We start from the raw sequence: 14,531 nt of genomic DNA on the forward strand, positions 1-14,531 counted from the left end.
GCAGCCCGCGTCGAGCGTCAGCTGCGGGGCTTGAGGTTTTCGGGATCGTAAAGCGGTTTGTAGCCGACGGCCGCGACCTCGACCGGATAGGTCTCGCCGAAATACTCGACATTGAGCTTGCGGCCTTCCTGGCAATAGGCCCAGGGCAGGTAGGCGAGCGCGATGTTCTTGCCGAGGGTCGGGCCGTAGGCGATCGAGGTGGTGAAGGAGCGCCGGCCGAGCGCGTCCACCAGGCCCTCGCCGGTCGCGGGGTCCAGCACCGGCAGGATGCCGACCGGATAGCGGGCGACGCCCTTGGCATCGACGTTGCTGGTCATCACCAGCGTGCAGAGCATTGCCGGCTGGTGCGGGCGCGCCTTGTATTCGAGATGCTTCGCCTTGCCGCGGAAATCCGCCTCCTTGACCTTGGGGCGGGCGAGGTCGGATTCGATCAGGTTGTATTCGGTCAGGAGATCGGCGTTCTGCAGGCGCAGGCTCTTCTCCATGCGCCGGCTGTTGGCGTAGGTCTCGACGCCGAAGGCCATGATGCCGGTCGAGCGCAGCGCGTCCCAGACGGCGAGCCCGTCCTCGTAGCGCATATGCAGCTCCCAGCCCTGCTCGCCGACATAGGAGATGCGGAAGGCCATGACGGTCTTGCCGCCGATCCGGATCGTCTTGATCGCGGCGAAGGGGAAGTTCTCATGGGTGAGGCCGTTGGGGTCCTCGACCACCTTCTGCAGGGTGCTGCGCGCGTTCGGGCCCCAGATGCCGATGGTCACGAACTTCTCGGTCACGTCGGTGACGGTGACCTTGAAGCCCTTGTCCTCCGCCGTGCGGCGCACATAGTGGAAATCGCGGGGACCCGCATCGGCGCCGTCGATGACACGGCAGCGATCGGCCATCCGGATCACGGTCAGGTCGGCGCGCACCATGCCCTGGTCGTCGAGGAAGTGCGTGTAGATGCCCTTGCCGACCATATTGTCGCCGCCGATCTTGGCGGCGCAGAGCCACTCCATCAGCGCAACATGGTCGGGGCCTTCCACGTCGAACATGTAGAAATGCGACAGGTTCACGATGCCGCAATCCTCGCTCATGGCGAGATGCTCGGCATTGGAGACGCGCCAGAAATGGCGGTTGTCCCACTCGTTCTCCCGCACCGGCACGCGGTTGCCGTATTTCTTCAGGAGAGGCTCGTTGGCGGCATAGCCATGGGCGCGCTCCCAGCCGCCGAGCTCCATGAAATAGCCGCCGAGCTCCTTCTCGCGCTCGTAGAAGGGCGAGCGGCGGATATTGCGTCCCGTGGCATAGGGCTCGCGCGGATGGACCGCGGGGTTGTAGATCTTCTGCGCCGCCTCGCCGCAGCGGCCCTCGATGAACTTCTCCTGGAGCTGGTGCGGATAGAAGCGCGCATAGTCGATCTTGGCGTGATCGACGGGCGTGCGCCCGTCGGTCATCCAGTCGGCCACCAGCTTGGCCATGCCGGGGCCGTCCTTGACCCAGATGGCGACGGCATACCAGAGGCCGCGGACCTTCTGGCTCTCGCCGATGGAAGGCCCGCCGTCGGCGGTCACCTGGAGCAGGCCGTTGAAGGAGCGCTTCTCCTCATAGCCGAGCTCGCCCAGGATCGGCGTCAGCTCGATGGCGCGCTCGAGCGGCGTGAGGATCTGCTCCATGTCGAGATCGCGCTGCGAGGGCGAGAGGCGCGCCTGTTCCTTTTCCAGGATGTCGCGCGGATGGCAGAGGCGCGGGTGGGTCTCCTCGTAATAGCCCCACTCGATCATGCCGCCTTCGGCGGTCTTGGGATCGCCGGTGTCGCGCATATAGGCGGAGTTGCCTTGGTCGCGCAGCAGCGGCCAGCCGATCTCCTTGCCGGTGCCGGCGAACTCGTTATAGGGCCCGAAGAAGGTGAGCGGATGGTCGACCGGCATCACCGGCAGGTCCTCGCCCGCCATGGCCGCGATCAGGCGTCCCCAGAGCCCCGCGCAGACCACGACATGATCGGCGCGGATCGTGCCGCGATCGGTCACGACGCCCTTGATATGCCCGTTCTCGATGAGGAGCGACTTGGCCGGCGTATGCGCGAAGGCCTGGAGCTTGCCGCTGGCGACCGCCTCGTCGATCAGCTCGCCCGCGACCGTCTGCGAGCGCGGGACGACGAGGCCGGCATCGGGGTCCCACATCCCGCCCTGCACCAGATGCTCCTCGAGCAGCGGGAACTTCTTCTTGATCTCGGCCGGCCCGATCAGGCGCGCACGGGTGCCGAAGGCCTTGGCCGAGGCGACCTTGCGCTTGATCTCGTCCATGCGGCCGTCGTCGCCCACCCGCGCGATCTCGAGGCCGCCGACGCGGGCGTAATGGCCGCGCTTCTCGTAGAAGTCGATCGAGTAGAGGGTCGTCCAGCAGGACAGGAAATCGTGGCTCGTGGTGTAGCAGAAGTCGGAAGCGTGCGCGGTCGAGCCGATGTCGGTCGGGATGCCGGACTTGTCGATGCCGACGATGTCGTCCCAGCCGCGCTGGATCAGATGATGCGCGACCGACGAGCCGACGATGCCGCCGAGCCCGATGATGACGACCTTCGCTGTCTCCGGAAACCCTGCCATGGACGCAAGCTCTCAAAGCTGGTTGTGCCGCCCGACAATAGGGCGGTGCCGCGGCGCCATTAGAGCCTGTTTGCGACATTCCCGAAAGGGCGAGCGACAGGGGCGGGGCTCCGGTCAAAGCCGACGCTGGAGCCTCGGCCCTGGGTGCAGTTTCCCGCTCCTAGGCTTCGATATCGACGTCCTTGGTCTCGCGCCCGATCAGCAGCGCGATCAGGGTGAGGACCGCCATGGCGGAGAGATAGAGGCCGACCAGAAAGGGGCTGCCGCCGCCGGCGCTCCAGAGCGCCACCGCGATGAAGGGCGCCACGGCGGCGCCCAGGATCGAGGACACGTTGTAGGAGATGCCGGAGCCCGTGTAGCGGACGTTCGCGGGGAAGAGCTCGGGCAGCAAGGCGCCCATGGGGCCGAAGGTCATGCCCATGAGGGCGAAACCCAGGATCAGCCACGCCATCACGCCGACAAAGCCGGCCGCCAGCATCGGGACCCACAGGAGGCCGAAGACGACGATGGCGATCGTGACCCTGATCAAGGTCCTGCGCCGGCCCCAGCGATCGGCCCAGGGGCCGGAGACGAGCGTGAAGATCCCGAAGAAGACCACGCCCGCGATCATCATCAGAACGAAGGTCTTGTAGTCGTAGCCAAGGCCGGGCAGCGCGCCATCGACCGGCGCGCGTCCGTAGCTCAGCGAGAAGGTGGTCATCAGGTAGAACAGAACATAGGTGGCCAGCATGTAGAAGGTGCCGAGGATCAGCTCCTTCCAATAGGCCCTGACCACGGCGGCGAGCGGCAGCTTGTGGACTCGGCCCGCGCGCAGGGTCTTCTCGAAGGCGGTGCTTTCCACGAGGCTGAGGCGCACCCACAAGCCGACGATGACCATCACCGCCGAGAACAGGAACGGGATGCGCCAGCCCCAGGCGAGGAATTCGTCCGACGGCCGCGACGGGTCGGCGGAGGGCAGGAGCGCCGCGATTACCAGGAACAGGCCGTTGGCGATGATGAATCCGAGCGGCGCGCCGAGCTGGGGGAAGGTCCCGAAGATGGCGCGCTTGCCCTGCGGCGCATTCTCCGTGGCCACGAGGGCGGCCCCGCTCCACTCCCCACCCAGCGCGAATCCCTGCGCCAGGCGCAGCAGCACCAGGAGCGCAGGCGCGGTCCAGCCGGCCACGGGATAGGTCGGCAGCAGGCCGATGAGGAAGGTCGCGACGCCCATCGTCAGCAGCGCGCCGACCAGCGTGATCTTGCGGCCCCGCTTGTCGCCGAGATGGCCGAAGAAGATCGCGCCGAGGGGCCGGGCGATCATCGCGGCGCCGAACACGGCGAACGACGCCAGCAAGGCCGTCTCGTCGTTGCCCTTCGGAAAGAACAGGTGCGGGAACACCAGAACGGCCGCCGTCGCATAGACGTAGAAATCGTAGAACTCGATGGTCGTGCCGACGAGGCTGGCGAGGATCACGCGCGAACGCGGGTTGACCGGTGCGGCGACGGCGGGTGTTTCAGCGGCGACAGACGACATTGAACTCGAAAGCTCCTCTTGGATCGCGAGGGACGCCGGTTCCCGGCGGGCGGCACCCCGGGACGGGAACGTCGCGATCCGACCTATTGCGGACATTCGGGAAGCACAGCAAGCTAGCACGATGAGCGCGCTCTATGACAGCATCGGGATCAACTACGCGGAGCTCCGCAAGCCCGATCCCCGTATCGCGCAGAGGATCGAGCAGGCTCTCGGGGCCGCCCGGGCGATCCTCAATGTCGGCGCCGGAACCGGCTCCTACGAGCCGATGGGCCGAGAGCTGGTTGCCGTCGAGCCGTCGCGCGAGATGATACGCAAGCGCAGCCCGTCCGCGGCCCGGGCGATCCAGGCCACCGCCGACAATCTTCCCTTCGGGGACGGCCGCTTCGACGCCTCGATGGCGATCCTGACGCTGCATCACTGGCCCGACAAGGCGGCGGGCTTGCGTGAGATGCGCCGCGTGACTCGCGGCCCGATCCTGCTGCTGACGTTCGACCCGTCGCACCGGCCCTGGTTGACCGACTATCTTCCGCAGCTCGCGATGCTGGACGAGGCGCAGATGCCCAAGATGTCCGACTATGCGCGATGGCTGGGCCAGGTGCGGATTTCGCCGTTGTTGGTGCCGTACGATTGCACGGACGGTTTCCTCTATGCCTATTGGCGAAGACCCGCGGCCTATCTGGATGCGCGCATCCGCTCGGGCAGCTCTTCCTTCTGGAAGATCGGGGATGCCGAGGCCGGCTTGAGCAGGCTGGCGCGAGACCTAGAGACGGGCGAATGGCAACGTCGCTATGCCGAACTGCTGGCGCTCGAGGAATATGACGCCGGCTACCGGCTGGTGATATCGCCCTAGCCCGAGGCTGCGTCTTCTCGCCCCATGACGGCCTTCCGGTGCAGGAGACGCGGCGGCTTCGGGGCGGGCTAGGACCGTCGGCCGCGCCGGGCCGCCTCGATCGCGGCCACGTCGATTTTCTTCATGTCCATCATCGCGTCGAACGCGCGCTTGGCTTCATCGCCGCCGACGGCCAGCGCCTCCATCAGCACGCGCGGCGTGATCTGCCAGGAGATGCCCCATTTGTCCTTGCACCAGCCGCAGGCGCTTTCCTGGCCGCTATGGCCGACGATGGCGTTCCAGTAGCGGTCGGTCTCCTGCTGGTCCTCCGTGGAGATCTGGAAGGAGAAGGCTTCGCTGTGCTTGAAGGTCGGTCCGCCATTGAGGCCGAGGCAGGGAATACCGGCGACCGTGAACTCGACCGTCAGCACGTCCCCCGCCTTGCCGGAGGGGTAGTCGCTGGGCGCACGGTGGATGGCGCCCACCGCGCTGTCGGGGAAAGTCTTGGCATAGAAGCGGGCGGCCGCTTCCGCGTCCTTGTCGTACCACAGGCAGATCGTGTTCTTGGCCATTGTCATGGCTCCTCCTTTCGCTGCTGAAGCCGATCCCGGCCGGCTTCCCACGCACCCGGGGGCGGTTCATGGTCCAGCGCAACGGTGCACCACGAGCATGGAATACGCTCGTGGCATTTAGCGTCCCGCCGGCAGGAGCCTGACGAGGCGTTTCGCTCGCGAGTGCCGGCGATCCCTAGAGCCAGGCGGCGTCGGTCTCGGCAGCCACCGGATCGCAGCGTTCCACCAGGGCCAGCAGCGGCGCCACGCGCGGCAGCTCCACCGCGGCGAACCATTTCAGGGCCTGACGGCGGCCCCGCGCGGCGGCGGAGTCCTTCCCGCTCCGCTCGGCCGCATGGGCCTGGACCGCCAGCCGCCAGGCGATCACCGCGAGCCCGAACGCGTCCAGAAAGGCGCTGGCATTGGCGAGGCAGTCCGCGGCGCGCCCGGCGCTGAACGAGACGAGCAGAACGGTCATGGCGTCGTCGATACGCCTCCAGGCCCGGATCAGCTCGTCGATTTCAGGTTCGGATCGTCCGTCGAGATCGGCGTGGATCGTCGCGCGGAGGGCCCGATAAGCGTCCCCTCCGTCGCGCGTGAGCTTGCGCCCCAGGAGGTCGAGCGCCTGGATTCCGTTGGTCCCCTCATGGATCGGATTCAGACGATTGTCGCGGTAATATTGCTCGACAGGAAAATCGCGCGTGTAGCCGTAGCCGCCGAGACATTGGATCGCGAGGTCGTTGGCCTTGGGCCCGTAGGCCGACGGGAACGACTTGGCGACCGGCGTCAGGAGATCGAGCAGCACGCCGCTCCGCTGCCGGGTTGCGGGGTCGGGATGACGCTGCTGCCGGTCGACCAGCGTTGCGCAATAGAGGCAGAGCCCCAGCGAGCCTTCGGCATAGGCCTTCTGGGCGAGCAGCATGTGCTTGACGTCGGGATGCTGGTCGATGGGCACCGGCGGCTGGTCCGGATTGCGGTCGCCGAGCGGGCGGCCCTGGCGGCGCGTGGCGCAGTAGTCGAGCGCGCAATGGAAGCCGGCCAGGGCGAGCATCGCGGCGCCCAGCCCCACGCCGATGCGCGCCTCGTTCATCATCTTGAACATGTAGTCGAGGCCGCGATGGGCCTCGCCCATCAGGAAGCCGCGGCACAGCCCGGCCTCGCCCAGGTTGAGGATCGTCGAGGTCGTTCCTCGGTAGCCCATCTTATGGAGCAGGCTCACCAGGGCCACGTTGTTGAAGGCGCCGAGGCTGCCATCCGCCTCGACCCAATCGCGCGGGACGATGAACAGCGAGATGCCCTTGACCCCGGCCGGCGCGCCCTCGATGCGGGCGAGCACGAAATGGACGATGGTGTCCGACAGCGCGTGCGCACCGCCCGATATCCATTGCTTGGTGCCGGTGAGCGCGTAGCTGCCGTCCTCGAGCGGCCGGGCCCGGGTGCGGATGTCAGCCAGCCCCGAGCCGGCCTGGGGCTCCGACAGCGCCATGGTGGCGAGAAACCGGCCGGATCCCAGATGCGGCAGGAAGCGCACCTTCTGCGCCTCGGTCCCGAAGGCGGACAGCATGTTCGCGGCCGCGATCGTCAGGAAGGGATAGGCCGCCGTGGCGATGTTGGCCGCCTGGAACAGGGCGAAGGCCCCTTGCACGACGGTCCAGGGAAGGCCGAGCCCGCCTTCGTCGACGGGCCGGTGCGCGTTCATGAAGCCCGCCTCTGCGAAGGCGGCGATCGCCTCCTTGACGCCGTCGACGGTGCGGACCTTGCCGTTCTCGATCCAGGGCTCGCGGTGGTCGGCCTCGCGGTTGTGAGGCGCGAAATGGGACAGGGCCAGCTGCTCGGCGGTATCGATTACGCTCCGCCACGCCGTGCCGTCCTGGCCATCGAAAGCGGGCCAGCGCGAGACTTCGTCGATTCCGAGAACGTCGAACAGATGGAATTCGATCTCGGCCCGCCGCCGGGCAATCGTCATGACACCAGCCTCGTTAGCACATCCCGGGGACGACTATGGTTCAACCCGTTCGTTTCGGACAGATTCCGGCTTTCCGCAACGAAGCCGGCCGCGACCGGTGCGGGCCTCAGTAAACCGCCGCATACATCACCGCCTCCGAGGTCGCCTCTGCCGGCGACAGCTCCTCGACGATCCGGCCCAGCCGCGAAACCAGAATACGGTCGGACAAGCGCAGGATCTCCGGCAGGTAGGAGGAGATGACGATCACGGCGAGCCCCTCGTCGGCCAGGGCCCCGATCAGGTGATGGATTTCGGCGATGGCGCCGACATCCACGCCGCGCGTCGGCTCGTCGAAAATGACCAGCTTGGGCTTCTGGACCAGTCCCTTCGCGATGACCACCTTCTGCTGATTGCCGCCGGACAGCTCGACGACCCGCGCGTCGGCGTTCAATGTCCTGATGTTGAGCTTCTCCGTCCAGCTGGCGGCAAGCGCGCGCATCTCGCTCATGCTCAGCGCGAGTCCATGCGACTCGCGGCTCGATATCCGCCCGATATAGATATTCTCCGCGACGGACATCGTCTCGAAGTAGCCGTCGCCCTTGCGATCCTCGGTGACGTAGACGACTCCGTCATTGACCGCCTGGCGGGGCGTCCGGTAGCGCACCGAATGCCCGTCGAAATGCACCTCGCCGCCATGGAAGAAATCCCGCTTGGCGACGCCGGCGATGATCCTGGCCGTCTCGGTGCGGCCCGAGCCCACGAGGCCGAAAATGCCCGTGACCTGCCCCGCGAAGATCGAGAAGGAGCAGTTCCGCACGATGTTCTGCATGGAGAGATTCTGCACGGTCAGCACCCGTTCCCCGGGGCGGCGCACCGCGCGGGGATCGGTCACCTGGCCGTAGAGCTCGTCGGTGAGGGACCGGCCGACCATGTGACGGATGATCGTCTCGCGCGACAGCGTGCTGGCGTCGGCGGTGACGATATGGGCGCCGTCCCTGAGGATCGTGATCCGGTCGGAGATCTCGAGCGCCTCTTCCAGCGCGTGGCTGATGAAGATGACCGAGACCTGCTCCTTGCGCAGGCGGTCGATCAGGGCGAAGAGATGATGCTTCTCCTCGGGCGTGAGCGTCGCGGTCGGCTCGTCGAAGATGATGATCTTCGCCTGGAGCCGAACGGCGCGCGCGATCTCGACCATCTGCCGCTTGGCGGTGCCGAGCGACTGAAGGATCGCCGACGGATCCACGGGAAAGTTCAGCGACTGGAGAAGCTGCTGCGCCTCGATATAGGTGCCCCGCAGGCGGTTGTAGAACTTCTCATCGCCCAGATAGAGATTCTGGGCGACGGTCAGCGCGGGGACGAGGCTGGTCTCCTGATAGACCATCGCGATCCCGTAGCGCCGCGCGTCCGTCGGGCCGGCGATATGGATGTGCTCGCCGTTGATGCGGAGTTCGCCTTTGGTGGGAGTGACCGCGCCCGACAGGATCTTGACCAGGGTCGACTTGCCGGCCCCGTTCTCGCCCAGAAGCGCATGCACCTCGCCGCGCCGCAGATCGAAGTCGATGTTCTTCAGGGCGGCGACGCCGCGATAATCCTTGGCGATGCCCTTCATCTCCAGGAGCGGCGGGGCGGTCATGATGCCAATCCCTCATAGGCGCAGGAGGCGACGACGCCGTCGCCCTTGGCTGAAAACAGAAGTTGTCCGCCGACCGCCAGGCAGCTGGTGACGCCGTGCCGCCTTCCATTCGCCCGGCTGTGAAGGCTGGCGATCGGACGGTAGGCGCGATCGAGCAGCGCCACCAGCCCGTAGGACTGGCTGGGCGACCAGGGCTTCAGCAGCCCGAGCTGCCTCATGCCGCCCTGCTGCATCGGCTCCTTGGGCGACCGCCCGGCGCGAAGGCAGGGCGCCACCCAATGATCGGCGCCGATCTCGCTGATCATGCGCCGGCGATAGCGGTCCTCGCTCAGCACGAATTCGACGATCTGGCTCCGTGGCGCAAACAGGGCGAGCCAGATCCTGTCATCGGCACCCCGCGACAGGCGGCTGGGATAGGCGGGAAGGTGTGCCAGTATCCGCTCGCTTCTGCCGGCCGCGCCGGGCGCAATTCGTGTCAGCGAGCTGCGCCAGCTTTCCGAGACGACGATCGAACCGGGTTCCGCGATGAGGCCGTAAGGGTACGCCAGGTTTCCCGCCAGCTGCTGCGGGTTGCCGCCGGCGGGTTCGATCCGCCACACGGAGCCGGTGGCATTCTTCTCCATCAGGTCGCGCTTCCACGCGGCCGGTCCGTTCGATGCCGACCCATTGGCGACGAACAGAGATCCATCCGGCGCGGAGGCGAGCGCGGTGATGCACCGCACGCCGGGACCGATCCCGATCGTCTTTCCGTCATGCCGGCCGCCGACGAAGGCGATCCTGCCGTCGCTCAAGCCGACCGCGGCACCGCCATCCGGCAATCCCGCCAACGCGCTGATCTCGGCATCGAAGAAGGCGACCGGCGCTCCGCCGGGCTTGCCGATGCCGAACAGCGAATGACCCGACGAGACGACGACGCCGTGCGACGTGATGGCCAGGCAGTCGGGCGCCGGCAGTTCCGCGACCGCCGAGGCCGAATCGAGAAGATCGTTGGGTCGGAAGGCGCCGTCCATCGGCGGCGTCGTGATGGAGGCTTCGCCGCGACCGAGCCACCGGTCCAGGGGCTTCTTGAGCGGATTCATGGGCGCTTCGCCCAATAGGAGGCCGGGCCGGTCCATTCCGGATCGGCGTCGGGGAGCTTGATCCGCCCCACCCGGTTGTTGGTGACGCCGCCGATATAGAGATAGCCGCGATGCTCCCGCATCGAGGTGATCGTCGGGTGGTTTTCGCCGGCCGAATCCCAGAGCGATTCGAGAACGCGGCCCGTGGCGTCGAAACGCACCAGGCAGCCGACATTGACGTTCGGAAACAGCCATTCGACGCTGGCGACGCGCCGTGCCATGCGCCGCCGGAAGGCCGGCATCGTCATTGCCAGGTCGTAGGACGGCGTCCGCGTGCCGGCGAGCGCCACCCAATAGGTCCCGCGCGACCCCCGGTTGATGTTGTCGGGATATCCGGGAAGCCCCTCGAGCACGATCTCGGTCGTGCCCTGCTTGGGCCCCTCCAGCCAGTAGCGGCTGATGCGGCAGCCCCACGTCTCGGCGAACAGGACCGACTTGCTGTCGTGCGCGATGCACATGCCGTTTGCGAAGAGAAGGCCGCGCTTGATGGTCCGCGTGGTGTCCGTCGCGGGATCGTACCGGATGAGCCGCCCGTTGCCGCGCCCTTCCAGGGCGTCGGCGACCCACTCCTCGATCCCGTAGCGGATCGTGGCCTCGCTGAAATAGATCTTTCCGTCGGGCGCGATATCGAGATCGTCGGCGAGCCGCATGCGGGAATCGTCGATCACCGACAAGCGCGACCGGTTCGTCTCCGCGGTCAGTTTCCGGATGTTGCGCCCCTTGTCCACGCGGTAGAGGCCCATGCCGGCGATGCACACGACGAGGCTCTCGTCCTTGTCGATGGCCATGCCGAGCGGCCGGCCGCCCACATGGACATAGACCTCGCGTCGCCGGTAGTCGGGCGCCAGGAAACGGACGATGTCGCCCTGACGCACGCTGCAATAGATGTTGTCGTCCGCGTCGAGGATGACGTCCTCGGGCCCGTCGACCTCGCCGAGGCCGATGACCTCGACGTCGTGGAGACGGTCGTTCATCGCGTAAGGCGAAGGCGAGTTCGGGTCGATGTCCGGGTCGGGGGGCAGGGCCAGATAGGCGGGCGACATGTAGACCTTCGACTGGATCTTATGCCGCCATTTGCTCCAGCGTACGTTGATGCTGATCGCCAGCAGCAGCACGATGCCGACCGCCATCTGCGACGAGCCGTTCCCGAGCCCGAGCCTGACCAGCCCGTTGGTCAGGAGCGAGACGATGATCGCCCCCATCAGCGCCTTGGCGACCGACCCGTGCCCGCCGCCGATGCTGTTGCCCCCGAGGAGCGCCGCCGTCACAACGGCGAGCTCGAGGCCGAGCCCGGTGTCGGGGCCGGCGCCGGAGAGCCTCGACGCATAGAGCGCCCCCGCGCAACCGGTGAGCAACCCGGACACGACATAGGTCATGCACACCGTGAAGCGAACCGGGATGCCCGCGTTGTAGGCCGAGCGGCGCGATCCGCCGACCGCCATGATGCGCCAGCCGACGCGGAGCCGGCTCATGACGATATGCGCCGACACCGCCACGACGATCAGCACCACGACGCTGAAAGGCAGGCCCAGAACCGATCCCGTGCCGATGAACTCCCACGAATCGGATTCGACGAAGCTCGCGGCGATGTCCACCTGATACATCTGAAGAAGAAGGGTGACGACCGCGCGCACGAGCGTCAGCATCACGAGCGTGGTCAGGAACGCCCGCAGCCGGAGATAGCCGATCAGCAGGCCGTTGATCAGGCCGACCAGGGCGCCGACGCCCATCGTTCCGGCGATGACCGCCGGTGTGGGCCACTGGGCCAGGTTGAACAAGGCCAGGGCCGTGATGTTCGCGAGGGCGAATGTCGAGCCGACGCTGAGATCGATACCGCCGCCCAGCATGACGATCGTCATGCCGATGACGATCAGTCCGAATTCGCCGATCTGGCGCGAGGTGTCGGAGAGGTTCCCGTACGAGACGAAATTGGGGATCGTCGCCACGAAATAGGACAGGATCGCGACGAGAAGGAGGACGGGGATCGTGTTGTCCATCCACCTCTTGCCGAGCACCTCGCCGACCATGTGGTCGGGGAAATATCGATAGCGCAGCCTGGTGATCAAGTCGGCGATCATCTCGATGCGTTCCCGTCGCAAAAAGAAGGCGCTGAGCCGATCCCGCAGCTCAGCGCCTCACGGAAGATGTCTCGCGGAGCCGTCAATTCTTCTTGATGCTTGCGGCGCTCCAGCACATGCCGGGATGGAGGGTCTCCTTCGTGATCCTGAGCGCGGGCGTGTAGATGACGAACTTGTTCTTGCCGGCCGGTTCCCCGGACTGCAGAACGGTCTGGACCATGACGGCCAGGGCGTGCCCCTGATCCAGGACCGGGTAGGCGATCTCCTCGTCGAACACGCCTTTCTCCACGTTGTCGCAGGCCATCTGCTCGCCGCCGCCGGAGGTGACCAGCGCGATCTTCTTGCCGGACTCCTTGATCGCCGCCGCCGCGCCCAGATCCATCACGTCCCAGAACCCGACGACGCCGCACAGATCCGGGTTCTGCTGAATGACGGTCGCGATGATCGTGCGCGCCTTGGTCGCGTCCCAATCCGCGCCCTGGTTGGCGACGACCTTGATCTCGGGATGCTTGGCCAGGATGTTCTCGGCGCCCTTCATCATGCCGCTATCGGATCCGGAGGTCGGCTGGCCTTGCAGGATGGCGATCTTCTGGCTCGTCCCCGCCCCGCACCTGTCGACGATCGCCTGCGTTTCCGCCTCGCCGATGCCGATCCAGTCCGCGCCGACATAGGCGTCCGAATTGTAGTTCGACCGCATGTTGACCTGGATGACGTGGATGCCGGCCTCTTCGGCGCGCTTGAGCAGCTTCGCGTAGGATTGGATGTCCGGATTGTGGACGATGAGAACGTCCGGCTTCTCCGAGATCAGGGCGGTGATGGCCTGGGCTCCGGCGTCGGCGCTGAAATGAGGGTCGCGGATCACGAAATTCATGCCGAGATCCTTGGCCTGGGCCTCCAGGACCGATGCCCAGCCGTCGGTCAGATCGATACCCATCGTGACCGGCACGAAGGCGACCGTCTTGCCTTCGAAGGTCTTGAAGTAATCGGCGCGTCTCGGATCGTCGATGCCGGCGCCGATGGATAGGCCCGCAATTCCCAGCGCCGACACCATCGCCGCCGCCGCGATAAGAATGTTTCTCGTTTTCATGCTTCGTCCTCCCTAGTGAGCCGGGCGAGTTCTATATGTCGCCCTGTTGCGCGGTCTGTTCATCGCGGGGATTGACGATGCTGTCGATCACGATCGCGATGAGCAGGACGAGACTTCGGATCACGTCCTGCAACGTGTATTGGATATCCATGATGGTCATCCCGTTGAGCAGGATGCCGATCAGCAGGGTGCCGACGACGACGTTGCGGACGCCGCCGCGCCCTCCCGAAAGGCCGATGCCGCCGAGAACGACGACCAGGATGACGTCGTAGATCATCGAGGAACTTGCGATATTGGTGTTCATGCTGGCGACGGCCGTCGCCGTGACCAGGCCGGCCAGGTAGGCGATCGTCGCCGAAATCGCGTATTGCAGGATGATCATGGGACGCACCGGCGCGCCCGACATGCGCGCAGCGGCAAAATTGTCGCCCATCGCGTAGATGAACCGCCCGGGTTTGGTGAAGCGCAGGAACGCGAACCCGAGCAGGGAGACGAGGGCGAAGAGGAGAATCGGAACCGGCACGCCGAACGCGAAACCGCTGCCGATCCAGGCAATGCCGGACGCCGACTCGGGCATGTAGACCACGTAGAGCGGCACGAGGGCATAACGGGCAAAGCCATAGACGAACGAAGCCATGCCCAGGGTGGCGAAGAGGGCCGGGACTTCGACATAGGCGATGAGGACGCCGTTGACCACGCCGGCCGACAGCGCGAACAGATAGCCGATGAGCATGGCGAGCGGTACGGAGATGCCGCCATTGGCGAGATGGAGCGTCCACCCGACCGACATCGCGTAGATCGCGACGATCGCCAGGTCGATCCCGCGGCCGATGATGAGAATCGCCATCCCGACGCCGAGGATGCCCAAGGTGGAGACGCCGCGTACGAGCGTCAGGAGGTTGCCGGCGCTGGTGAATCCGTTGAGGAACAGCGAAAAGGCGCAGAAGAGAAGGATCGCGATCAAGAACACGATCTTCTCTTGGTTCAACGATATGCGTCCTGTCCGTCTGAGCATGGATTCCCCGTGTCGCGATTCTTCGTCGCGAGCACTCATCAGCCGGTAAGCCCTTTCGTTCTTTGTCGAATCGTATCAGGCCGGCAATGTGACGGCTTGCATGACAGCGCACACCGCTTGCTCCGCCGTGCAGTGACCGAAGGGGGATATGATCGGAGCGCGGACTCGCTGGGGAGCGCGGTC

At 66.1% G+C, this 14,531-nt stretch carries 10 protein-coding genes; 1 reads left to right on the forward strand and 9 read right to left on the reverse strand.

Translation table 11 applies throughout. The features are described from left to right. Positions 1-17 precede the first annotated feature (17 nt). Entirely contained in the window at positions 18-2,579 is a 2,562-nt protein-coding gene (locus FRZ61_RS00495) for a GcvT family protein (protein WP_151114446.1), read from the reverse strand. Between the two features lie 160 nt (positions 2,580-2,739). Next, positions 2,740-4,092, reverse strand: a complete 1,353-nt coding sequence (locus tag FRZ61_RS00500) for an MFS transporter (RefSeq protein ID WP_151114447.1) — start codon at positions 4,090-4,092, stop codon at positions 2,740-2,742. Between the two features lie 121 nt (positions 4,093-4,213). Between FRZ61_RS00500 and FRZ61_RS00505 the strand changes: the two genes are divergently transcribed. Continuing rightward, positions 4,214-4,942, forward strand: a complete 729-nt coding sequence (locus FRZ61_RS00505; RefSeq protein ID WP_151114448.1) for a class I SAM-dependent methyltransferase — start codon at positions 4,214-4,216, stop codon at positions 4,940-4,942. 68 nt (positions 4,943-5,010) lie between these two features. Here FRZ61_RS00505 and FRZ61_RS00510 read toward each other — a convergent pair whose 3' ends face one another. The 7 genes from FRZ61_RS00510 to FRZ61_RS00540 all read right to left on the reverse strand — a co-directional run bounded on the left by FRZ61_RS00510 (position 5,011) and on the right by FRZ61_RS00540 (position 14,321). Further along, positions 5,011-5,499: a VOC family protein gene (locus FRZ61_RS00510; RefSeq protein WP_414652591.1), complete on the reverse strand. Its 489-nt coding sequence runs from the start codon at positions 5,497-5,499 to the stop codon at positions 5,011-5,013. A gap of 169 nt (positions 5,500-5,668) precedes the next feature. Continuing rightward, the gene (locus FRZ61_RS00515; protein ID WP_151114449.1) at positions 5,669-7,438 is read right to left on the reverse strand and encodes an acyl-CoA dehydrogenase; all 1,770 of its coding nucleotides are present in this window, start codon (positions 7,436-7,438) and stop codon (positions 5,669-5,671) included. Positions 7,439-7,544: 106 nt separating this feature from the next. Beyond that, the gene (locus FRZ61_RS00520; protein ID WP_151114450.1) at positions 7,545-9,050 is read right to left on the reverse strand and encodes a sugar ABC transporter ATP-binding protein; all 1,506 of its coding nucleotides are present in this window, start codon (positions 9,048-9,050) and stop codon (positions 7,545-7,547) included. After that, entirely contained in the window at positions 9,047-10,129 is a 1,083-nt protein-coding gene (locus FRZ61_RS00525) for an NHL repeat-containing protein (RefSeq protein WP_151114451.1), read from the reverse strand. The genes FRZ61_RS00520 and FRZ61_RS00525 overlap by 4 nt, the downstream gene beginning before the upstream one ends. Continuing rightward, entirely contained in the window at positions 10,126-12,246 is a 2,121-nt protein-coding gene (locus FRZ61_RS00530; protein WP_151114452.1) for an ABC transporter permease, read from the reverse strand. The genes FRZ61_RS00525 and FRZ61_RS00530 overlap by 4 nt, the downstream gene beginning before the upstream one ends. An 82-nt stretch (positions 12,247-12,328) precedes the next feature. Continuing rightward, positions 12,329-13,333 carry a sugar ABC transporter substrate-binding protein gene (locus FRZ61_RS00535; RefSeq protein ID WP_151114453.1) on the reverse strand — a complete coding sequence of 335 codons (1,005 nt, stop codon included), beginning with the start codon at positions 13,331-13,333 and terminating at the stop codon, positions 12,329-12,331. 31 nt (positions 13,334-13,364) lie between these two features. Further along, positions 13,365-14,321, reverse strand: coding sequence for an ABC transporter permease (locus FRZ61_RS00540; protein ID WP_225309036.1), 957 nt, complete (start codon positions 14,319-14,321; stop codon positions 13,365-13,367). Positions 14,322-14,531: the final 210 nt, after the last annotated feature.

The organism is Hypericibacter adhaerens (assembly GCF_008728835.1).
Classification (GTDB): Bacteria; Pseudomonadota; Alphaproteobacteria; order Dongiales; family Dongiaceae; genus Hypericibacter; species Hypericibacter adhaerens.

Excerpts from the sequence above, each read along its gene's own strand:
- FRZ61_RS00495 (WP_151114446.1), bottom strand. The coding sequence starts at position 2,579 with ATGGCAGGGTTTCCGGAGACAGCGAAGGTCGTCATCATCGGGCTCGGC.
- FRZ61_RS00525 (WP_151114451.1), bottom strand. The coding sequence starts at position 10,129 with ATGAATCCGCTCAAGAAGCCCCTGGACCGGTGGCTCGGTCGCGGCGAA.
- FRZ61_RS00535 (WP_151114453.1), bottom strand. The coding sequence starts at position 13,333 with ATGAAAACGAGAAACATTCTTATCGCGGCGGCGGCGATGGTGTCGGCG.
- FRZ61_RS00530 (WP_151114452.1), bottom strand. The coding sequence starts at position 12,246 with ATGATCGCCGACTTGATCACCAGGCTGCGCTATCGATATTTCCCCGAC.
- FRZ61_RS00500 (WP_151114447.1), bottom strand. The coding sequence starts at position 4,092 with ATGTCGTCTGTCGCCGCTGAAACACCCGCCGTCGCCGCACCGGTCAAC.
- FRZ61_RS00510 (WP_414652591.1), bottom strand. The coding sequence starts at position 5,499 with ATGACAATGGCCAAGAACACGATCTGCCTGTGGTACGACAAGGACGCG.
- FRZ61_RS00520 (WP_151114450.1), bottom strand. The coding sequence starts at position 9,050 with ATGACCGCCCCGCCGCTCCTGGAGATGAAGGGCATCGCCAAGGATTAT.
- FRZ61_RS00515 (WP_151114449.1), bottom strand. The coding sequence starts at position 7,438 with ATGACGATTGCCCGGCGGCGGGCCGAGATCGAATTCCATCTGTTCGAC.
- FRZ61_RS00505 (WP_151114448.1), top strand. The coding sequence starts at position 4,214 with ATGAGCGCGCTCTATGACAGCATCGGGATCAACTACGCGGAGCTCCGC.